19 protein-coding genes and 1 riboswitch are annotated in these 20,951 nt (G+C 48.8%); of the genes, 7 read left to right on the forward strand and 12 right to left on the reverse strand.

The features are described from left to right. Positions 1–72: 72 nt before the first annotated feature. Complete coding sequence (locus tag DMN77_RS16640) at positions 73–759, forward strand: response regulator transcription factor (RefSeq protein WP_068778412.1); 687 nt, start codon at positions 73–75, stop codon at positions 757–759. Further along, positions 756–2,288 (forward strand): sensor histidine kinase, encoded by a 1,533-nt coding sequence (locus DMN77_RS16645; protein WP_179015739.1) that lies wholly within the window; start codon positions 756–758, stop codon positions 2,286–2,288. The genes DMN77_RS16640 and DMN77_RS16645 overlap by 4 nt, the downstream gene beginning before the upstream one ends. Positions 2,289–2,358: 70 nt before the next feature. Here DMN77_RS16645 and hflX read toward each other — a convergent pair whose 3' ends face one another. Beyond that, positions 2,359–3,645: a GTPase HflX gene (gene hflX, locus DMN77_RS16650; protein WP_068778486.1), complete on the reverse strand. Its 1,287-nt coding sequence runs from the start codon at positions 3,643–3,645 to the stop codon at positions 2,359–2,361. A gap of 805 nt (positions 3,646–4,450) precedes the next feature. On the opposite strand from hflX, the gene DMN77_RS16655 reads away from it, so the two are divergent. After that, entirely contained in the window at positions 4,451–4,882 is a 432-nt protein-coding gene (locus DMN77_RS16655) for a DUF2500 domain-containing protein (RefSeq protein WP_068778414.1), read from the forward strand. A 184-nt stretch (positions 4,883–5,066) separates the two neighbouring features. On the opposite strand, the gene DMN77_RS16660 is transcribed toward DMN77_RS16655, so the two are convergent. Beyond that, complete coding sequence (locus DMN77_RS16660; RefSeq protein WP_179015740.1) at positions 5,067–5,825, reverse strand: SDR family oxidoreductase; 759 nt, start codon at positions 5,823–5,825, stop codon at positions 5,067–5,069. A 197-nt stretch (positions 5,826–6,022) separates the two neighbouring features. Continuing rightward, positions 6,023–6,190: riboswitch (M-box (ykoK) riboswitch) on the forward strand. Between the two features lie 346 nt (positions 6,191–6,536). On the opposite strand from DMN77_RS16660, the gene mgtA reads away from it, so the two are divergent. After that, positions 6,537–9,179 (forward strand): magnesium-translocating P-type ATPase, encoded by a 2,643-nt coding sequence (gene mgtA, locus DMN77_RS16665; RefSeq protein WP_372776076.1) that lies wholly within the window; start codon positions 6,537–6,539, stop codon positions 9,177–9,179. A 129-nt stretch (positions 9,180–9,308) separates the two neighbouring features. On the opposite strand, the gene DMN77_RS16670 is transcribed toward mgtA, so the two are convergent. The 5 genes from DMN77_RS16670 to DMN77_RS16690 all read right to left on the reverse strand — a co-directional run bounded on the left by DMN77_RS16670 (position 9,309) and on the right by DMN77_RS16690 (position 13,794). Next, positions 9,309–11,546, reverse strand: coding sequence for an ATP-dependent helicase (locus DMN77_RS16670; RefSeq protein WP_179015741.1), 2,238 nt, complete (start codon positions 11,544–11,546; stop codon positions 9,309–9,311). An 18-nt stretch (positions 11,547–11,564) separates the two neighbouring features. Then, positions 11,565–12,449 carry a putative RNA methyltransferase gene (locus DMN77_RS16675; RefSeq protein WP_068778417.1) on the reverse strand — a complete coding sequence of 295 codons (885 nt, stop codon included), beginning with the start codon at positions 12,447–12,449 and terminating at the stop codon, positions 11,565–11,567. Positions 12,450–12,698: 249 nt separating this feature from the next. Continuing rightward, on the reverse strand, positions 12,699–12,959 hold the full coding sequence (locus DMN77_RS16680; protein WP_068778418.1) for a metal-sensitive transcriptional regulator: 261 nt from the start codon (positions 12,957–12,959) through the stop codon (positions 12,699–12,701). 88 nt (positions 12,960–13,047) lie between these two features. After that, the gene (locus tag DMN77_RS16685) at positions 13,048–13,464 is read right to left on the reverse strand and encodes a rhodanese-like domain-containing protein (protein WP_068778419.1); all 417 of its coding nucleotides are present in this window, start codon (positions 13,462–13,464) and stop codon (positions 13,048–13,050) included. A 21-nt stretch (positions 13,465–13,485) separates the two neighbouring features. Continuing rightward, positions 13,486–13,794 carry a rhodanese-like domain-containing protein gene (locus tag DMN77_RS16690; RefSeq protein WP_179015742.1) on the reverse strand — a complete coding sequence of 103 codons (309 nt, stop codon included), beginning with the start codon at positions 13,792–13,794 and terminating at the stop codon, positions 13,486–13,488. Between the two features lie 231 nt (positions 13,795–14,025). On the opposite strand from DMN77_RS16690, the gene DMN77_RS16695 reads away from it, so the two are divergent. Then, positions 14,026–15,024, forward strand: coding sequence for a ketoacyl-ACP synthase III (locus DMN77_RS16695; RefSeq protein WP_179015743.1), 999 nt, complete (start codon positions 14,026–14,028; stop codon positions 15,022–15,024). Positions 15,025–15,141: 117 nt separating this feature from the next. Here the strand turns inward: DMN77_RS16695 and DMN77_RS16700 are convergent, their stop codons facing one another. Then, on the reverse strand, positions 15,142–15,315 hold the full coding sequence (locus DMN77_RS16700; RefSeq protein ID WP_179015744.1) for a hypothetical protein: 174 nt from the start codon (positions 15,313–15,315) through the stop codon (positions 15,142–15,144). 80 nt (positions 15,316–15,395) lie between these two features. Next, positions 15,396–15,947 (reverse strand): hypothetical protein, encoded by a 552-nt coding sequence (locus DMN77_RS16705; protein ID WP_068778421.1) that lies wholly within the window; start codon positions 15,945–15,947, stop codon positions 15,396–15,398. Between the two features lie 141 nt (positions 15,948–16,088). Here DMN77_RS16705 and DMN77_RS16710 point away from each other — a divergent pair, with 141 nt between their 5' ends. Both DMN77_RS16710 and DMN77_RS16715 read left to right on the forward strand, forming a co-directional pair. Next, on the forward strand, positions 16,089–16,565 hold the full coding sequence (locus DMN77_RS16710; RefSeq protein ID WP_068778422.1) for a DsrE/DsrF/DrsH-like family protein: 477 nt from the start codon (positions 16,089–16,091) through the stop codon (positions 16,563–16,565). A 374-nt stretch (positions 16,566–16,939) separates the two neighbouring features. Further along, on the forward strand, positions 16,940–18,454 hold the full coding sequence (locus DMN77_RS16715; RefSeq protein WP_256872452.1) for an aminotransferase class V-fold PLP-dependent enzyme: 1,515 nt from the start codon (positions 16,940–16,942) through the stop codon (positions 18,452–18,454). A gap of 122 nt (positions 18,455–18,576) precedes the next feature. Here DMN77_RS16715 and DMN77_RS16720 read toward each other — a convergent pair whose 3' ends face one another. The 3 genes from DMN77_RS16720 to DMN77_RS16730 all read right to left on the reverse strand — a co-directional run bounded on the left by DMN77_RS16720 (position 18,577) and on the right by DMN77_RS16730 (position 20,928). Beyond that, positions 18,577–19,410 carry a class I SAM-dependent methyltransferase gene (locus DMN77_RS16720; protein ID WP_068778423.1) on the reverse strand — a complete coding sequence of 278 codons (834 nt, stop codon included), beginning with the start codon at positions 19,408–19,410 and terminating at the stop codon, positions 18,577–18,579. Positions 19,411–19,445: 35 nt separating this feature from the next. Further along, entirely contained in the window at positions 19,446–20,375 is a 930-nt protein-coding gene (panE, locus tag DMN77_RS16725) for a 2-dehydropantoate 2-reductase (protein WP_179015745.1), read from the reverse strand. Positions 20,376–20,502: 127 nt separating this feature from the next. Then, positions 20,503–20,928: a MarR family winged helix-turn-helix transcriptional regulator gene (locus DMN77_RS16730; protein WP_068778425.1), complete on the reverse strand. Its 426-nt coding sequence runs from the start codon at positions 20,926–20,928 to the stop codon at positions 20,503–20,505. Positions 20,929–20,951 lie beyond the last annotated feature (23 nt).

Raw genomic sequence — 20,951 nt, forward strand, 5'->3', positions numbered from 1 at the left:
AGCGAATATTCAGCCTAATCATAGATAATAGATAATAATATTAGTAGTCTTGCTTGTTACAGGGGGAGCGACATGAGAAATCTTAAAGGCGTAAAAATATTACTGGTCGATGACGAACCGCATATTATTCAATTCCTCGAGTTGGGGCTTAGCAATGAAGGCTTTGAGATTCGTACGGCCCAGGATGGAATGACGGCCGTCAATCAGGCAAGTACCTTCCGCCCCCATATCGTCGTGCTTGACGTTATGATGCCGGGTATGGATGGCTGGGAAGTGTGCCGTTTACTGAAGAAAGAACTCAGCAATGTATCCATCATTATGTTGACCGCAAAAGATGAGGTCGAAGACCGCGTCAAAGGTCTGACGATCGGAGCCGACGACTATGTCGTGAAGCCGTTCAGCTTCGAGGAGCTGTTGGCCCGGATTGGAGCGCGGCTGCGCAATCAGTTCCCGGCCCTGTTCGGAGAAGTGTCCTACGGGCCATTCTGTATCGATGACCGTCGGAAGGAGATCAGCTATCAGGGTCAGGTGCTGGACCTGTCGCCCACTGAACATGAACTGCTTAAGTATTTGCTTATCAATCATGGAATTGTGCTGAGCAAGACAACGATACTGGATCAGGTATGGGGATATGATTTCGGCGGGGAGGAGAATATCGTTGAGGTCTATATCCGTTCCCTGCGAGAGAAGCTGAATGATAAAGAGCATCGTCTAATCCGCACGCTCCGCGGCGCCGGCTATCGCGTTGATCTGCCATGAAACGTTTAATCCGTCGATTAAGGACCGTGTTGTCCCCCCGTTCCTTGCGTTCACAGCTCTTATCGCGTTCGTTATTTATTCTGGCCGCACTGCTGATTCTCATCGGCGGATTGCAATATGTACTGATGATCAATTTTCTATATAAGAATCAGGCTGAATCCATGGGCTCGCAAATTCTTCGTTTTCCCAGAGAGATGATTGAGCAAATGGAACTCTATCCCTATCACCCTGCAGGTGCTGCGAATCCGAACGACCAAGGAAATGCGACCAGCCCGGTTAATCCGGGCGGTGCGGATTCCGGCAAAGGCAAGCGCGTACCCTTCCTGTTCCTTCCCGATACCTCGCTGGCCATCATTAAGGAGGACGGCGGATTCCTTAACCGCCCCGAGCAATCAGGCCTGCCCGCTCCGCAGTTATCCTCCGAGCAATATGGGGCTATTCGCGATGACCTTAGGAAGGAGCGGCCTGACCAATACCGGATCATTAAGGATGATAACGGAAATGAACAACTGGTCATATTCCGCCCGCTCTCAGGACCCGGTGGTTGGAATGACATCGTCCAGTTAGGAGTATTGGCAGCTCCTCTCAAATCCGTGGCGCTGCGGCAGTTATTTATATTTATTTGCCTGGCGATATTGGCTCTGCTGGGCGGACTCATGCTCTATCTGCCTGTGCTCAAACGCACCTTAAAGCCGCTCGATCAGATGGTAAAGACCGTAGAAGAGATCAATGCAGGCAACCTCGACCACCGGTTTCCAGCCTCGCTGGGACAGACGGAGGTCGACCGCTTGGCCGCTTCCTTCAACGGCATGCTGGAGCGACTTGAATGCTCCTTCAAGTCGGAGCGAGAAGCCAAGGAACAGATGAGGCGCTTTATCGCCGACGCCTCCCACGAGCTTAGAACTCCGCTGACTTCGATTCATGGCTTCCTGGAGGTGCTGCTGCGCGGCGCTGCTGAACGCCCCGATCAGCTGTATCCGGCCCTGAACAGTATGCTGGGCGAATCGAAGCGAATGAAGAAGCTGGTCGAGGATCTGCTGATGCTGGCCAAGCTGGATCGAACCCCGGTGGTTCAACGGAGCGATGTGCTATTAGATGCGCTAATCTCCGAGATGGAGCCTCATCTGCGTATTCTCGCCGGGGAACGGGCCGTCAGCTTCCAGCTCGAACCACAGCTCCATGTCATGTGCGACAGCGACAAGATCAAGCAGGTGGTTCTTAACCTGTTTCATAATGCTGTCCAGCATACAGACCCGGCTAGTGGGACGGTCCATGTCACCCTATCCAGGCAGAACAAGCACGCCGTCATCGCTGTCGAGGATAACGGAGCCGGTATTGCCGGTGAACATCTGCCTCATATCTTCGAGCGTTTCTACCGCAGTGACACTTCCCGCGCACGCAAGCATGGCGGATTCGGACTGGGACTATCGATTACGCAATCGATTATATCCGCTCATGGCGGTGAGATCCGTGTAAAAAGCCGGCGCGGACAAGGCTCAACCTTTGAGGTCTCCCTTCCCTCCCTGTAAGCAATAAAGGCCGGGAACGTTAAGCATATCATGACGATGCTAACGTTCCCGGCCTTTGAATTAAGGACGGTTACTCCGATTGTTTCCCCGCTCCCCCAATGACGAACTGCTTATACTTGCCATAATCACTCAACCGGCATTCCATGTACAGCTTCGTTCCTTCTTCCTCATAAGAGGTCTCGATAATGTTGGCATGCTCGTTTAAATACGATACAACCGTGCCTTGATCATAGGGTACCAGCATAGTGCAGCGGATATAATCCTTGAAAATCTGGCGCCGGATTTGCTCTACCAGCTCGGAGATCCCGATCCTGCTCTTGGCCGCCATATATACCTTATCCCCTTGCACCTCAGGGATGTGATGCTCCGTCAAGTCCGATTTGTTATAGGCATAGATGGTCGGAATATCTGTTACTCCAATCTCCTTCAATGTTTCGTTCGTAATCTGGATCAGCCGTTCAAATTCCGGATTAGCATAATCCACTACATGAATGAGCAAATCCGCCTCGGCTACTTCTTCCAAGGTGGAGCGGAATGCCTTCACCAAATGATGGGGCAGCTTGCTGACGAAGCCAACTGTATCCGTGAGCAAAAACGATTTGTTATCCTGCAAGGGAATGCTGCGCACCGAAGTCTCCAGCGTAGCGAACAGCATATCCTTCTCAAAAACCTGCTTCTCTTGCGACGACGGATTGTAGGTATCCAGCATGGCATTCATAATCGTTGATTTGCCTGCATTTGTATATCCAACGAGCGAGACGACCGGAATATCGTTCTTCTTGCGCTGCTTGCGCTGAATCTGACGATGAGCAACCAAGGCTTCCAGTTCCTTGCTCAGCATCGTAATCTTCTCTTCAATACGTCTGCGGTCCAGCTCGAGCTTCGTCTCCCCTACGCCGCGGTTCTTTGTACCCACCCCGCCGCCCTGACGTCCCAGCGATTCGCGCAGGCCAACCAGACGCGGCAGCATATATTTCAGTTGCGCCACCTCGACCTGAAGCTGAGCTTCTCTCGTCTTGGCCCTCCTTGCAAAAATATCCAGAATGAGTATGGTCCGATCAATAACTTTACATTTCAGTTCGGATTCAAGATTGCGAATCTGTGACGGAGACAGCTCATCATTAAAAATAACGAGATTGCCTCCATTCCCTTCAAGCAGGGCGGTCACTTCTTGAATCTTCCCTGTCCCGATATAATGGGATGGATTCACCTTGGGCAGATTTTGCGATAATGTCCCTACGACCTCTACCTCGCAAGCGTCCGCCAAATTGGCCAGCTCCTCCATCGAATAGGCAAAGTCTTCCTGGTCATTCAGATTAACACCCACCAAAATTGCCTTTTGTTCCAATTCCACCAATTGTTCCATATATCGTATTCCTCCTTTTCTCAGATCAAAAATGACTAGTTCAAAAAGGCCCGTTCCAGCACTAAAGCTAAAGCTTATGCTTCCGATGTGCGTTTTTCAAAATGCTTCATTGGATGAAGCGAGGGTCAGAGGTGTTTGAGCAAACCATAGAGAAACTTTGGAAACCTCTGCTTGTAATTTGCACGTAAGCACCTGAGATGTCCCGCAGGAAACATCACTTCCGAAGCCTGCCGCATTAGACCCTGTAAAATTCAAAAATTTCAATGCCGAATTACTTCTTAATTCACATCGTGTTAGATGATCGCGGTCACCATCTTGATAATGACTTCGATTGATTTTCTTCAGAAGCGGACTTTTTAAACGACCTCTAAAAAATAAAAAAACACAGTCCTCTGGCTGTGCTATGGTACAAACGGTGCAGCAAACAAGAAGACACCTGCAGACATACTCCTGCAAGTGATTCTCAAAGCGGCATATTCTATTATAAAGGTCCCCTTTATGATAGCACACCTATCCCGTTCGCCCTGCACAGAACAGAGCCTTTGAGCAGTATTCAATTAGCCGCGCAAAGTAGTAAGACGGAATTTAATGTACAACACCAGGAACCCTCCGTTCATGTAAATTATATACATATTACCATACTTTAAACCTCTATACAACGACACTCGCCGATAAAGACAGTTATAATCAAGTACACGGAATGTAAAAAATTTACTGTAACTGGGTTTTTATTTTAAGTATTCTAAATACAGTTCAAAGCATTGAAAAGCTTTACAAGAGATAGGAGGAACGCTACATGGTATCCGGTTTCGATGGCTTTGGGCCCTCGCCGTTTGGGGGAATAGGCGGTTTTATGTTCAGCGTAGTTCCCGTCTTGATCGGGATCATCTTTGTCGTCGTCATCATCATGCTTATCGTCAACGGAGTAAAATATGTGAAGAACGCCACCTCAACCCGCGAGTCCACCTTTGTCAGAATTGTATCCAAACGGATGGACGTGCGGCACCACTCCAATATGAACGATCATAATAACTTCTCCTCTTCTCACACTTATTATTACATTACCCTGGAATTTGAGAACGGAGAGCGTAAAGAGTATCTGGATGTAAAAAATCTGTACGGCCTCGTCGCCGAGGGGGATGAAGGCTATGCCGCTATTCAAGGCGATTGGATCGTGGCCTTCGAGCGGAGTATTCCGCGTCAGGATGAGCGTTCCACCCGATATTGATCAGCGCGCTCACAATATCTGCTTGTATTAGTATAAGTGTTTTTGTCCCTTGGCTAATTGGAAAAACGATTGCAATACTTTTTTAGTATAAACAACAAAAAAGCCGTGAGAATCACAGTTCAGGCATGAACCCATTCTCGCGGCTTAGCTTGCTTTATTCGCTTTTCTGCATTGGCGCTTATCCTTAGTACGCCGTCCAACCGCCATCGGCTGTTATCACTTCGCCATTAACGAAGCTGGAATCGTCCGAAGCCAGGAAAAGCGCCACCCTGGCGATTTCTTCCGGCTCTCCGGATCTCGGGTTCGAGCTGGCTCCGGCTGTCGCTCTTGCCATTCCGAATTCATCAGACTGATTGATCGTGGTGCCGATATTCGTATTTACGCCACCAGGAGCAATAGCATTGCAACGAATCCCTTTAAGGGCATATTGAAACCCCACGTTCTTCGTCAACCCCACCACTGCGTGCTTCGCAGCTGTATAAGCGGCACCCGCGCGCGAACCCATCAGGCCGCCGATCGAGGCAACATTAATGATAACCCCATTCCCCTTCTCAAGAAAAATCGGCAAAGCCTTTCTGATCGCACGCATTGGGCCCGTTGCATTTACAGCAAACACTTTGTTCCACAATTCGTCCGTCAGATCGGCAGCAGGTACAAAGTTATCCATAATCCCGGCATTGTTGACCAGAATGTCCAAAGTACCGTAGGTGCTCACTGCTGTATCCATTAAATTCTGAATATCCGCTTCCTGGGCCACATTGGCCACAACCGCGATCGCTTCACCACCGCTTGCTTGGATGTCTTCAACCGTTGCGTTCGCCGCCTCCAGATTCAAGTCCGATACAATAACCTTCGCGCCTTCGGCTGCATACAGCTTGGCAATCGCCTTGCCCATACCTGATGCTGCACCTGTAACGACCGCTACTTTGCCTTGAAGTTTCATTGATGATGCCTCCTTCTAAAATTATTTATTACATTTTTTAATTATACTATTACCACCATTTATATTATATAAATATCGCAATTTTATACTTTATCGATTGCTAGAAAAGTGACAGAACGAAGAATTTCCCCGCCCTGAGCAAAATAAATCCGCTAAATTCCGTTGACATTCGTGAGCACCCCCTCTATGATTAAAAGGCAAGACCTCGTTAGGTGAGGCTCCTATACAAACACATGCCACTGCCCAGAAATATCGAAAGATGCCTATGGGTAGAACAGGAATTGCCGGACTAAGGCTTTTCATAATGTGGCTAAGACAAACCGTCTTTACGTTGTATAGTGCCAAAACTCGGTAAGGGGCTAAGCTTGTTAAAGCTTTATATTGGAATGTAATTAATTTCCAAGGCCTCCTGACTGGGAGGCCTTTTATATTTGAAGGGAGGGACAATCCGTGGAAGACAGTAGTCAGTTAAGCAGCCAACCAGACCCCGCAAAGCTCATTATGAGCGAACTCAACAACCAAAAATTACAGCGGAGAGATACTGCGCTCAGCTCCAAGGATTGTCCCAGCGGATCCATGCCTATCATGCACGATTTGATCAGGTGTATTTGAATCTGCCCTGCAATCTTCGGAATATGAGTTAGCTGTATGAAACTCTCCAAATTGGAGAGTTTTTTTATGTCCTCCGCTGCAAAAATGGAGGCGAAGACCATGTTTAAGAAGAAGATTACGGAGCCTATCCGTACAGAACAAATGAACGAACGTCTGATTCAGGCTTCACTATGGCATATCGATGACGTGATGGAAATGCTTGGAGCCCTGCCTGAAGGCATCAGCGAGCAAGAAGCCGAACTGAGACTAGAACAGCACGGCAGCAACGAAATCGCCCAGGATCGGAGAAGCGCTTGGTATGTTCAGCTCCTCGGCTGCTTCAAAAATCCGTTTATCCTGATTTTATTGGGACTCTGTCTGTTCTCCCTAATCACGAAGGATTTCGATGCGGCTATCATTATCAGCACCATGGTCACGATTAGCGTGGCTATCTCCTTCACCCAGGAATACCGCTCGCAGAAAACCGCCGAGAGTCTCAAAAATCTCGTCAAGACAACGACTTCTGTGATCCGGCAATCGCCAGCCCGTGAGATCGCGGTGGAGCAAATCGTTCCCGGTGACCTGGTTCATCTATCAGCCGGAGATTTGGTACCCGCAGACATCCGCCTGATCGCTTCCAAGGATCTGTTCATCAGTGAATCGGCTCTTACCGGAGAAGCCCTGCCTGTTGAGAAGGAAGATATACAATTAACGACGGATCCCAAGCTGAAGCAACAGAGAAAACAGTCCAGGAAGCTTAACCCGCTTGAACTTAGCAACATTTGTTATATGGGAACCAATGTGATCAGCGGCTCGGCAACCGGAATCGTTATCGCCACCGGGGGCGAAACTTGCTTTGGGGCGATGGCCCGAACCCTAAGCGGAGCAAGACCGATGACCAGCTTCGATAGAGGCGTGAATAAGGTTAGCTTCCTTCTTATCCGTTTTATGCTGATCATGGTCCCCATCATTTTTTTCATCACCGGATTTACCAAAGGTGACTGGATGGACGCGCTGCTGTTCGGCATGTCCGTAGCCGTCGGATTAACCCCGGAAATGCTGCCTGTAATCGTTACTTCCAATCTCGTCAAGGGAGCCAGTACGATGGCTCGGAACAAAGTGGTCGTAAAGCAGCTGAATTCCATTCAAAATTTCGGAGCAATGGACATTCTCTGTACCGACAAGACCGGCACATTAACCCAGGACAAAATCGTCCTCAAGAGGCATCTTGATATCCATGGCCATGACAATGATGAAGTATTGAAGCATGCCTATCTGAACAGCTACTATCAGACAGGACTAAAAAATCTGCTCGACATCGCCGTGCTCGAACATGCAGAGTTACAGAAGGGCCTAAACGCCGAGCATGCATATCAGAAGATCGATGAGATCCCCTTCGACTTCCATCGCCGCCGTATGTCCGTTGTGCTGAAGCAGCAAAGCGGACAGCATTTGTTAATCTGCAAAGGGGCAATGGAAGAAATCATCAGCATCTCCAGCCATGCTCTGGATGACGGAAAAACAGTGCTGCTGACTGATGACATGCGTGTCCGCATTCAAGCCATCGTCCGCAACCTGAATACCGACGGTTACCGGGTCGTAGCTGTTGCTATTAAAGAACCTCGGCAGCACTCTGAACAGTATTCTGTACAGGACGAACAGGATTTGGTCCTGATTGGTTACATCTGCTTCCTCGATCCGGCCAAGAGCAGTGCTGCGCCAGCGATTGAAGCATTGCGAAGCAGCGGTGTTGCCGTCAAGGTGTTGACCGGAGATAACGAAGCCGTTACCCGCAAGGTGTGCAATGATATCGGACTGAGTACGGACAGTATTCTGCTCGGGCAGGATATTGACGATCTATCCGATGAGAAGCTGGCAGAGCTGGCTGAACGGACGACGATCTTCGCCAAGCTCAATCCGCTGCAGAAATCAAGAATCGTCCTTGCGCTGCAGAGTAAAGGACATACCGTAGGCTTCATGGGCGACGGCATCAATGATGCCGCATCGCTGCGTCAGGCTGACGTAGGTATTTCCGTGGATACAGCCGTTGACATCGCCAAGGAATCGGCGGATATTATTTTGCTGGAGAAGGATCTGATGGTGCTTGAGGATGGGGTTATTGAAGGACGCAAGACCTTCGGAAACATCATCAAATACATCAAAATGACAGCCAGCTCCAACTTCGGCAACGTATTCAGCGTACTCGGCGCGAGCGCCTTTCTGCCTTTTTTGCCGATGCTGCCGCTGCAGCTCTTGATCCAGAATCTGTTCTACAGCATCTCGCAATTGTCAATTCCATGGGACAACGTAGATGATGAATTCCTGGCTAAACCGCGTAAATGGGACGCTAGCTCCATCGGCCGGTTCATGATCTTCATAGGACCGATCAGCTCGATTTTCGACTATATTACTTTCTTTGTCATGTTCTATGTGTTCCAGGCCAATACACCGGCCAGCCAATCCTTGTTCCAATCCGGCTGGTTCGTTGTCGGCTTGCTGTCACAGACGCTGATCGTCCATATGATTCGTACGCACAAAATACCGTTCATTCAAAGTCGGGCCAGCAGACCCGTGCTGCTGTTAACCGGAGCGGTCATGCTCGCCGGTATTTATCTGCCATTCAGCCCATTTGGAAACAGTCTTGGACTACAGGCCCTGCCGCTTGTCTATTTTGGCTGGCTTGCCGCCATCCTGCTCGGATATTGCCTGCTCACCCAGATCATCAAGGGCTGGTACATCCGCCGCTTTGGCGAATGGCTCTAAAAACATGGAAAACCTAGATGCAGATCCGTCGTTACGCCTGAATCCAATCTGCGATACTGAACAAAAAGAACCTTCAATATACCTCCCAGAACGCAGGGAAAGTATTTGAAGGTTTTTTTGTTTTCTCCTCTATAGGTCCTCCACTATTCGCTCAAGCAACCCCATTTCGAGACAGGCCTTAACGGACAGCACCTTATCCCCCGCTTCGAACCGGATCTCAAGCCTATCCTCGTAGAGTTTTGTGATCACTCCCTCGTCAAACCGAGCATGCTTGACCCTCCTGCCAACAACGAAGTCATTTGCATTTCGAATCGCGTTCGGACGATAGACGACCTCCGGCTTCTTCAGCTTCACTGTAGAGTTCTCTCCCTGCACAATCCGCGGGGCAGACGGGTTCACAATCCTCCGGATATCATTTACAAAGCGGGATTCTACAGCCTTCTTGCCCTCGCGCTCCCGGTAGGTTACCAAATGGAGCATGCGCTTTGCCCGCGTCATACCTACATAGAATAGACGGGTCGCTTCCTCCAGCTGGGCGAGATCCTCAGACGAATCCTTCAGATCCTCATAGGAAGGCAAAATGCCGTCAACCAGATCGATCATGTAGACACGATCGAACTCCAGGCCTTTGGCGCTATGCAGTGTAGACAAGGTTACAACATTTTGCCCTCTCCTCCGCTTCGCCGTCTTCTGAAGCGACTCCAAATATTTGAGCCGGGCGGCAAACTCCTCCATCGTCGATAAAGGAGCCGCGATCTGCTCCAATGCATTCAGAATGCCAATTAGCGTATCTTGACGGAAGCCGAGGCGTTCACACATCTTCTCCAGCGCTTTCTCATAACCGAGGCGGCTGCGAATAACCTGGATCGCCGGCTGCGGCGGCATTCCGCGCATCTCCTGGAATGTCTGCTTGCTCTCCTCCAGCAGCTTCACTTGATATTCCTGAAGCGGCACATGGTTCAGCAGATTATCGAACACCGATTCCTGATTATGAATCAACCTGACTTCCTGCATCTGCTTTTTGCTGATATAGCCGTTGAATTTCATATGAATCTTCTCAAAGACATCCACCCGCTTATCGGTGAACGTTAGCCGCATAAAGTTCAGCACATCCTCTACGACCCAATGGGAGAAGAAACGCAGGTCAGAATCCTTTAAATAAAAAGGAATCCCGGCCAGGTCAAGTGCATTCATAAGGCCGACGGAAGACGAATTGTTGCGGTACAGAATCGCAATCTCCGCCAGGTTGTCCTGCCCAGCAATCTCCCGTACCAAATAGTCGCCCTGGGAAATATCATCGGCCAGACAGGTAAAGCGGATCGGCTCCTGCGGAGGATTATGGGTATACATGTTTTTGTTATACCGATGCTTGTTGCGTTTAATGAAGCGGTTAGCCGCGTGTACAACATCTCTGGAGGAACGATAATTCTGCTCCATATACAAGATCTCCGCCTTGGAATATACCTGTTTGAACGCCAGCAAATAAGACGGCTCAGCCCCTCGCCAGCTATAGATGGACTGATCATCGTCAGCAACCACACACAGATTGTGATGACGCTGCACCAGCTTCTCGATAATAGCGTGCTGCACCAGCGAGGTATCCTGGCTCTCATCAGTCAGCACATAATCGTATCTCGTCTGATACTTTCGCAGCAGTGAAGCATCCTCATCCAAGGCTCTATTGGCGAGCGTCAGCATATCGTCGAAGTCAAGCAGCAGCCTTGCTCTATCCCTTTGCTTGAATTCCTCATATGCGCGAAAAATCTGCTCCGCCTTGGGAACATCCACTTTAATCTCTGACCATTGCCCGGCAGGCAGCATTTTATTTTTAATATAGCTAATATAGGTCGTTAATTCATCCATCTGATCGTCCGTAATATTATCCGAGTGAATGGAGTGATAGATTTGCCGCAAAATAATTCTCTTGTGCAGCGGCAGCTGCTCCGCCCCGGTCCCCTCTTCCTCCTCCGGATCGATATGCCCTTCAATAATCTGAAAGTCGATCTGGCACTTCCGCAAATAGGCTCTGACCACTTCAAAGGCCAAGCTGTGAATCGTAGAAAATGATACGGGAGCAAGTTCCGGAAAAAAGGCGTTGAAGCGCGACTTCATATCCTGAGCAGCAGCCCTGCTGAAGGTCACCGCCTTAATACGTGCGGGGTGTACCCCCTTCTCGGCAATCAAATAGCCGATGCGCATAATCATCGTCGTTGTCTTGCCTGATCCGGGCGAGGCTAACAACAGCAGCGGTCCTTCGGTAAGAAGAACCGCCTTCCGCTGCACCTCATTCAATTGAATCCCAAGCTCTGCTTGCTTGCGATCTATAAATTGGGTAGGTGTTGCTTGATTTATTGAGCGATTATACATAAAGCACCTTTACTGTTTTTATCTTTTACTGCCGGTCATAACGGTAAGATCGACTGTAATCCCGGTTGGAGGATGAGTGGTAAAATGGTTTAGCTTGCATTCCTCAGCCCGCCATGCCAAAGGGGTCATAGCAAGCAAAGGTAGTACCTGCTCCGGCTCCAGAGGATAAGTATACCTCACCCGCTGAACCTCGACAGGTTCAAAATGCTCCCTGAACAGCTGCATCGTCCTGTCATTACTGAAGCTTTGCCCACGCCCTTCCCATAGTGCCTCGCGCAGTTCACGCAAATAATCGCGGTTGGGAATGACTTTAATGACGATACCGTCTTTGCACAGTAATCTATGAAAAGCATCATAATTCGCAGGTGACAGGATGTTGAGAATGACATTGAACTGTTGACTTGCCAGTGGCGGATTGGCCAAATCGCCTACACACCATAGAAGCTCCTTATAGCTCTTTGCCGCGGAGGCAACGCCATCTTTGGCCAGGTCGATTCCAACCCCAAGCGTTGGTGTCGGCAGGACTGCATTTTGCTGGAGCAACGAATGCACCCGCTCTAAATGCGAGCCTTCGCCGCAGCCTGCATCCAGAATTTTAAATCTGTCATGCTCCTCCACAGCTTCCAGCCTTTTCCCAATTCTGGTGGCCACCGCTTCGGCCAATGGTTCAAACAAGCCTGCCCGGCTGAGCATCCGTCTGGCTGTAAACAGGGATTTATCGTATTTAGTTCTCGCCGCCTGCAAGCATAAGTGAATGTATCCATGCTTGGACAGGTCATAACGATGCCCATGGCGACATACTAGACTTCTTTCATTAATGAACAATTCAAAATGACAAACCGGACAGCTAAAAATAGCAATATGCTGTGAAAGTAAATTCACGGCATAATTATTTTTGGACACAAAAAAACACCCCGTTCATTCGTTTTTGCTGAATGAAAAAGGCACAGTCAAATAAACCTAGTCAACTTCCCATTTTTGAGAAAATAACCAAGCTTAATGTCTGTACCTCTCATTAGCGAAACCGAATGAATTGGATGATCATCCTGCAGCTCTCCTCACATTAACAACGAACCTTCATCATTATAGCATATCCCACGGAATCAGATAAGCTCACTACCGGGCTGCCGCTCCGTGGTTCACGAACCGCCGTTAACGGCTCTTCACCAGCAATTCCACGGCCTGATGAACTACCTTGCTGCTGTCCCTGCCAGCTTCCTTCTCAGCCAGGATGCAATGCTCCAAATTGGAGGCTACCACGTAGGCCATCGCCTTATCGATCGCACTGCGGATCGCGGATAACTGACAGACGACATTCTGACAGTCCTGACCTTCCTCCATCATTTTAAGTACGCCACGGACCTGGCCTTCAGCCCGCTTCAGTCTTTTCTTAATATCCTCATCGTACTGCATAACAATATCTCCTCTGCGAAACATGTTATATCTATTATTTCCGATCTTCTGCCTAAAAACAATGTGCCCATCAGTACCGGCGGATCGATCATGCGCATGGGCTATTGCATTTACACTTGCGGGAGATCAGCTCCTGGAAGCAAGGGATCGACATAAATTCGTCGCTGACTAAGGTCAGATGGCTGTATCCGCTTTGTCTCATAATTCTTGCCGCCTTTTTGCCTTGAGCCTTCGTAGCGGAAATAATGATAATATCATCTTCAAAAAATAAGTCATTTTTCCGTACATACCGTAATCTGCCTACCGAAATGTTGAGCGCTCCCGGAACATGGGCCTCATAGTAATCCACCTGATCCCGGACATCAAGCAGCTTGAAGCTCTGCGGCTCTCCCTTTAACAACTCGCAGAACTGGTCTTCGTTAATATATCTCAATCCGCGAACCGGTCTGCTTCGCCAAGCGATAGCTGCGATAAACAGGCATACAATAAAATAGTAGATCGCCAAGATAACGGCCTCCCATTTGGTTTAGTCAATCTCTCCTGACCAGGCGGACATGCCGCCGACCATATTTAATACATGATAGCCGAGTGAAGACAAATACTCGCAAGCCCTTGTGCTGCGCCCGCCTGCCTGGCAGACAACAATCGTCTCCTGCTGCGGATCGATGAGATTCAGTGCACCGGGAATGGTCCCCAGCGGAATGTTCTTCGCACCTGGTATATGCCCCGCGGCAAACTCATCCGGTTCGCGAACATCCACTATCGCCAATTGATCTTTCCGCTGCAGACGTTCATTTACTTCAAATGGATACATTTCTGGATAAGGACTGCTCATCTCTGTTGCCTCCTAAGTGTAGTTCAACTTTTCTAGCACTAATATTACAATTATCACATACCCGTGGGGGTATGATACTAAGTTATATTGTTTTGCTTTCTGCGTCAACAGGAATATCGTTATATAACCAAGTCAGATGACTCCGGATGAATGAAAAACAAAGCATTCGCATATTTTAGTACCAGATACTAATACTTGGTGTTATAATAAAGAAAAAAAGAGGTGATTTTCATGAAAGCTCAGTTCTCGCAAGCACGCATAACAGCTATTGGTACCCATGTTCCCGAACAGCGGCTGACGAATGATGATTTATCTAAGCTAGTCGACACCAATGATGAATGGATCGTACAAAGAACTGGCATGAAGGAACGCCGGATCGCCGCGGAGCACGAATTCACCTCGGATCTGTGCATTAAGGCGGTGCAGAATCTCGCAGAGCGTTATAACAAAAGCCTGGACGATGTCGATATCATTATTGTGGCAACGACAACCCCGGATTACCCGTTTCCCAGTGTAGCCTGTAAGATTCAGGATTATTTCGGGATAAGCCGCACTGGCGCCTTCGACTTGAATGCGACCTGCGCTGGATTCGTATATGGCCTGCATCTGGCTAACGGGTTGATTACGTCCGGCCTACACAAAAAGATTCTTGTCGTTGCCGGCGAGACCCTATCCAAGGTCACGGACTATACTGACCGCTCCACCTGTATTTTGTTTGGGGACGGGGCCGGTGCGGTACTCGTTGAATACGACGATTCCCATCCTGGGTTCATCTCCTCCGTACAAGGTACGAATGGCGAAGGAGGTATCCATGTATATCGTTCAGGCTTGTCTCATACTTTCAAAGGAGCGGGGCTTGCCGGGGATGGAAAGATGGTACAGAACGGGCGGGAAGTATATAAATGGGCAGTCCAAACCGTATCTGCAGGCATTAAGCAGCTTCTGGAGCAAGCAAATATGAGTGTGGATGACATTGATTGGTTTGTTCCGCATAGCGCAAATCTGCGCATGATTGATTCGATCTGCGAGAAATCCGGCATTCCGTTGGAGCGAACCTTATATAGCATGGAATACTTCGGCAATACCTCCGCTGCTTCCATCCCATTAGCGCTCGACCTCGGGGTACGGGAAGGACGTCTAAATTACGGGGATACGATGCTGCTCTATGGATTTGGAGGCGGACTTACTCATAGCGGCCAGATCATCAAATGGGGCGTGCCCCGCGTATAATCCAACGACAAAAAACCGGTGGGTTGGGCTATTGCACAATTTCACCGGTTTAATTATTTATCTCGTTATTTATCTGCACATGGTTCACCTTTCTGCATTAGCATCGATGTACGTAACCTACGAAATATTCGCATTCTTCAAGGCATGTTCCCAGCTTGGAAAATAGTACAATGCGCTTCTCATCAACTCGGGATTCTGCTGCTTCACCTGCTTCTTGCTGATAGGCTCTCCATTACTCTGCAGCTGCTTGATGCGGTGAATGACCTCATCGGCGCCCATTGAAATATCCATCCTCATCCTCCTTTCCAAGAAGCCGTTTCCTCTATTTTCCACAACAATAAGAGGAAATATTCAACTTGGTAGGGATTTGCCTAGGATCTGCGCCTGTTGATCCATAAATAATACCCAGATATCCCCACAATAACTACAGTAAAGACAGAGCCCCACAGGACATAAGATCCCTTGGTATGAAACAGCGAACCTGCCACCGCTCCCCTATCTTCGTCTGCAAGCTTTAATTCCCTGGCATCGAGAAATGCAGATTCCTCACTAGTTATATTGACAGCCATCTTGGATGGTGAACAGAGCGGATTTTCCCAGCCTGTCCCCTCCTTGTAACTAAGGAAGAATAGATACTCCCCGTGAAGAATGCTTGGTCCTGAAACAGCTCCCCAGGTTTTATCCTCGAAAATGACCAGCTTCTGGTCTGTAATCCCCTTGAAGCTTCTCGTGATCGTCAGCCCGATCTGATTGTTCTCCCGCCTCTCCCGGATGCTCTCCACCCGTCCGGTGACTACGCCGTCGTATCTCTGATACGCTTCGGAGATACTGGGCAGCTCGGCGCATGATAAGGCCGATGTCTGCCGCGCATATAAAGGATTCAGCAGCAGTAGTATAAACAGAATTAACCCTATTCTCTTCATCACGACCCTCCCTTTTATATAAAATGACGTGGTACATCTGCGGAAAGGTTGCAGTCGTACGTTACCCATATGTGAACAAAGCATAGAACCCTTTCCGTAGTCTCATACTATGAACATTCCAATTAAAGAAGGTGTTTCCTAATGAGCAAGAAGCTGAGTCTGCTCATGTTCAGCGGAGAGTACGATAAAGCGATGGCCGGATTGATACTGGCCAACTCGGCGCATGATATGGATATGGAAGTGACGATGTTCTTCAGCTTTTGGGGTCTGTTCCTTATCAGAGATCCCGATAAGATGACTCTGGAGGATAAATCGCTTTACGAAAAAATTATGAGTCTGGCAACGCCTAAAGGTCCTGAGCAGCTGCCATTATCGAAAATGAATTTCAGCGGATTGGGCAAATGGATGCTTGAAGAAATGATAGAGGATCAAGAGGCTCCGAAGCTAATTCATTTCTTAAAAGGCGCGCGCAAGAAAAATATTAAATTCTCCGCCTGCAAGCTATCTGTAGAAATTATGGGCCTGAAACCCGAAGAATTTCTGCCTGGCGTAGACATCGTTGATGCCCAAAGCTACTTAAGGGACGCCCTGGAAGCTGACATTCAGCTATTCATTTAGAGGGTAGACGATCGCCGCCCTCCTCATTTAACGGACACCACGGCTGCTTAGCAAGCTAATTCCAAACATTTTGCACTATGATATCTAACGGACATGTCTGCCGGCTATTCAGTAAAAACGTTCATTTTAGCGGTTTGCGGCATCTAGGTGTCCCTGGGGTCCAACAAAACTTAAAAAACGATAGTATTTAGCTTATAAACGTTGCTGATGTCCGTTACAGATAGAGGAAGTAATCCAGCAAGCGATATTCCCGCAGGCCGGGAGTATCGCTTTTTTCTTGGAAAATACAAAAAAATCGGGTCTAGGCATTCGCCTTCCCCACTGTCCCCGGCATATACTGAGTCATCAATGAAAATGAGCGAGGAATAAATGTTATGTTGAAAAATGCAATGCACGCGATTGATGCGACTAACATCAAAAATCCGGAGGCCCTTGAAGCGCATTTTCTCTCTTTCCGCGATAAAACGGTCGGCATTCAGCAGCCTTATTCCACGCCTTATGGCAAGCAAAAGATGATCTATGCCGATTGGACGGCAAGCGGACGGCTGTATGAACCGATTGAATCGGTGATTGCCAAACAGTTTGGCCCTTATGTAGCTAATACACATAGCGAGTCCAGCCTGACTGGCCAGACGATATCCCAAGCCTACAGAATGGCCCGTCAAATGATCAAGCAGCATGTGAATGCCGGCCCTGACGACATCTTGATGCTGACGGGATCCGGAATGACCTCGGGCATTAATAAATTGCAGCGTCTGCTTGGTCTGAAGGTGCCTGAGTGGCAAGCTGCTTCATATGGGCTTGCTGCGGCAGATCGCCCGGTCATCTTCGTCAGCCATATGGAGCATCATTCCAACCATATCTCTTGGGCGGAGACCATTGGGGATGTTGTCGTGCTTGAGCCCGGAAAAGACGGAGAAGTGAGCCCCGCTCAATTGGAGCGGTCGCTCAGCCTTTATCGGCATCGCCATTTTAAGATTGGCGCATTCACCGCCTGCTCCAATGTAACCGGAAGAATGACGCCGTATCATCAGTTAGCGAAAGTGATGCATCTCCATGGGGGAATAGGTATTGTCGATTTTGCCGCATCCGCTCCTTATGTCCCGATCGATATGCATCCCGAGCAGCCGCTGGAGCAACTGGATGGCATCCTTTTCTCCCCGCATAAATTCCTTGGCGGTCCTGGCACCTGTGGGGTATTGATCATGCATAAGTCTCTATGCAACCAGCGAATTCCCGACCAGGTCGGCGGGGGTACCGTCGATTGGGTGAATCCTTGGGGAACGAAGCATTATGTCCATGATATAGAGAGACGTGAGGATGGCGGTACCCCTCCAATCATCCAGGCAATCAAGACCGCATTATGCGTGAAGCTCAAAGATCAAATGAGAACGGAGCTGATTCTGGCGCGCGAGCATCAAATGACTATCCGCCTGCTCCAGGGACTGAGACGGATTCCCGGGGTCTCCGTATTGGATTCGAAATCCGAAGATCGACTGGGGATCGTCTCATGGATGCTTCCCGGTTACCATTACAATCTTGTTGTGAAGCTGCTGAGCGATCGCTTCGGCATTCAGGCACGCGGCGGCTGTTCCTGTGCGGGTCCGTATGGACATTACTTGCTTGGCATTACCGCTGAGCTGTCTCACCTGATTGAGCAGAGCGTCATTAGCGGGGATTACTCCTTTAAGCCCGGCTGGGTACGCACATCATTGCATCCGGTCATGACCCTACAGGAGGTAGACGATATTATTCACGCCGTAACAGAAATAACCCGTCATATCGAGACCTGGCGGCATGATTATATTTATAATCCGCTCACCAATGACTGGTCTCATATTCACGGGCAATTTGTGCCAGACGTCGCAGCCATGTTCGAACTTAATTAAGGCCGCTACTGCTAAGAAAGGCAATCAAGCTTAATGCAAGAATGACCGCGATTCAGCACCAGGTTTTCTTGAAATACTCTTGAAGTAATTTTGAGGAAACACAGCAAGTGAATCTTGAAGATTTATTTGATGCCAAGACGCATCCGGTAGCTGAACATAATTTCCTTCGTATGACCGTTAAAATACTTCTCCGTCCGTTCGCGGAAAGAAGCTATCTCGCCATCAAGCTCTGTGCTGCCGAGCTTCATTACGCTCTGCAAGCCGCCTTGACTTAGCGCCAGTCCGATATAACGCTCGGCATTGCACAGCTCCCGATGGTGAAATACGATTTCCCTCGCATATCTGAAAGCTCCGCTGGCCTGTAGATTATGCAGATGCTCATTCTTGTCGCGCTTCATGGCCTTTGATTCCGCGGTCGCTTCGCGCTCCAGAATCTCATCGCTTTTATCATACAGCTCCATATACTGCTTCTCCAGCTCCCAACTGATCATCGGCGGCCAATCGCAGTCGTAAGCAGCAAATACGCCTCCCGGCCTTAGAACCCGGTGTACCTCACGTAATGTACTTACAGGTTCCATCCAATGAAATGATTGTGAGCAGGTAATAATATCGGCCGATTCCGACTCCACCTCAAGTTGATTGGAATACCCGGGAACGAAGCTGATCGCAGACGATCCCTCCGGGAAGTGCCGGAGCTTGGCAGTGGCTACACTTCGCATATCTTCATTAGGCTCTACCCCGATAATTCGTGTCGCACGCCCCTTCCAGATCAGTGTCGAAAGCCCTGTGCCACAGCCCAGATCCATGACCAGTTCGGGTTCTCTCTGCAAGTATTGGGTCAAAATCTCGGTAACCAGCTCAGGAGCTTCAGGACGATAATTATCGTATACATCTGCGAACCCTGAGAACCTCGCGACATTGCTCTGTAAATTCCCCTTTGGAATCTCCGGTACCATATGATCTCCTCCATTTTCTATATTTTCGCTAGGTACTACTGCTCTTGCTGTTTTTGCGTTATCTCATAAACCTGCAGGTTGCGATAAATGACCTCAAGCAATGGAGCCTCCATCTTATGCTGCTTAGCCAAATCGAGTAAATAACCATGTAGATGACGGCCTTCAATAGCCAGTCCCTTCTCCATGTCACGCAGCATAGAGGCTTTCATCATATAGCCCGTCTTCTCCATCGTGATCATATGCTTGACAACAATCTCCGGATCCAGCGGCGCACCGTGCGCCATCATGATCGCCGCCCCCTCCTGGAACACGCCGCGTATGTACTCATATCCGTTATCGCTGTCCCGAATCGGACCCAACGGGGCCCGCATCAGAGTAGTAACGCCTGCAATGGTAGTAATATACAAATATTTATGCCAAATATCTTGCTCGATATGAGCACTCCGCACGAATGAAGCCTTCGTTCCGCCCAGCGCTTCTTCAATTGCCCGTATTCTCTCTGTAGCTCTATTCCCGAACTCTCCAAATCGAACATAGTGTCCCTGGCTCGTCTGAATAATATGCCCCTGCTCATTTAAAGTAGTCTCGATGAAGCATAGTCCGCCGATGACCTTGTCCTTACCGAACTCCCGCTGCAATTCCGGGATATGGGCCACACCGTTCAGTAACGGCAGAATCACCGTATTTTCCCCTACGAACGGCTTGACATCCTGCATAGCACCATTCAGATGGTAGGCCTTCGTCGAGAACAAAATCAAATCAAAAGGCCTCGCTTCATCCTGCGAAGTGATAACACGCGGCTCCAGAGTCATATCCCCATGCACACTGCGAATCACAAGCCCCTCTTGTTCAAGCTGCTGCTTGCGGTGCTCCCTTACGAAAAAGGTAACATCTGCTCCTTGTTCAACCAATCTCCCGCCAAAATAACCGCCAACTCCTCCGGCACCAAGCACTAATATCCGCATCGATCGTTTCATCTCCTGACCTGTATCCTATTAATCCAATTATACTAGATAAAAGAAAAAAGCGAATCCATCTCTATATTGACGAATTCGCTTCAATGTATGACTGCAACCATTTTGCGTATATTACTTAGCGAGAATTGTAGTTGTCATACACCTTTTGCAGCAATGCTCTCAGTTGTTCCTTCTCTTCCTCGGACAAGCACCCGTCCAGGCTCCTGTTGGACTCATCCAGAATCGAGATCAACACGGGCTCGAACTCCTTGGCCTTGGCGGTCGGATATAACCGGTAGGATCTTCGATCATGATCGTCGACGATCCTCTCGACATAGCCCTCCTCCTCCAATTGCTTGATACACCGGGTCGTAGTAGCTTTATCGAACTTTACTTCACAAGTAAGCTGATCCTGATTCAAGCCGGGATTCATAAGGATCGTCTTCAGATAGCTGTGGTGTCCGCCACCACCTATATTATAATCTCTCAGTTTATTGGCCAATTCCTTCTGATTGATTCGGTTGATAAAAGATATCAACTTGCCGATCGAGTTCATGTCCATCCTTGCCCTTCTATAACGGGATT

Origin of the sequence: Paenibacillus sp. 79R4, from assembly GCF_013393165.1 — a bacterium.
Classification (GTDB): Bacteria; Bacillota; Bacilli; order Paenibacillales; family Paenibacillaceae; genus Fontibacillus.